Annotated in this window: 1 protein-coding gene; it reads right to left on the bottom strand. The window is 60.3% G+C overall.

Features of this window, described 5'->3' with window-relative positions:
* Positions 1 to 47: 47 nt before the first annotated feature.
* Positions 48 to 524, bottom strand: a 477-nt coding sequence (locus tag HH308_RS29360) for an IS3 family transposase (protein WP_170197830.1), incomplete at its 5' end; no start/stop codon positions are given.

Below are 524 nucleotides of genomic sequence, written 5' to 3'. Positions count from 1 at the left end.
GGGCTGTGTCAAGTTTTGTCGACGTGAGAACCGTTGTTCTGTTTGGTTTATGCGGCCTGGTTGGCTGCGGGGTGTGTGCGTGTGAAGAAGGCAGTCATCACCTGGTGCGGGGTCTGGTAACCCAGGGTTGAGTGGCGTCGTTTCCGGTTGTAGAAGACCTCGATGTAGTCGGCGACGGCGAGTCGGGCGCGGGCACGAGTGGCGAACCGTTCCCGGTGATACATCTCGTTTTTCAGCATGGAGAAGAACGACTCAGCGACCGCGTTGTCCCAACACACCCCAGTCCGCCCAACCGACAGTCGAACATCTACAAGTGCTGCGACAGAAGCAAACTCAGCCGAAGTGTACTGGGCTCCGCGGTCCGAATGAAACACCGCACCACCGGCGACGTAACCGTGACGGTGGGCGTTGATCAACGCCTCACTGATCAGCGGGGTCTGCATGTGCGCGGCGGTCGCCCAGCCCACAACCATCCGGGTAGTCAAGTCGATGACGGTGGCCAGGTACAGCCAGCCCTCACCGGT

The organism is Gordonia asplenii (assembly GCF_012933505.1).
Taxonomy (GTDB): domain Bacteria; phylum Actinomycetota; class Actinomycetes; order Mycobacteriales; family Mycobacteriaceae; genus Gordonia; species Gordonia asplenii.
Note: the sequence above shows the minus strand (reverse complement) of the source record. Positions and strands in the feature narration are given on the sequence as shown.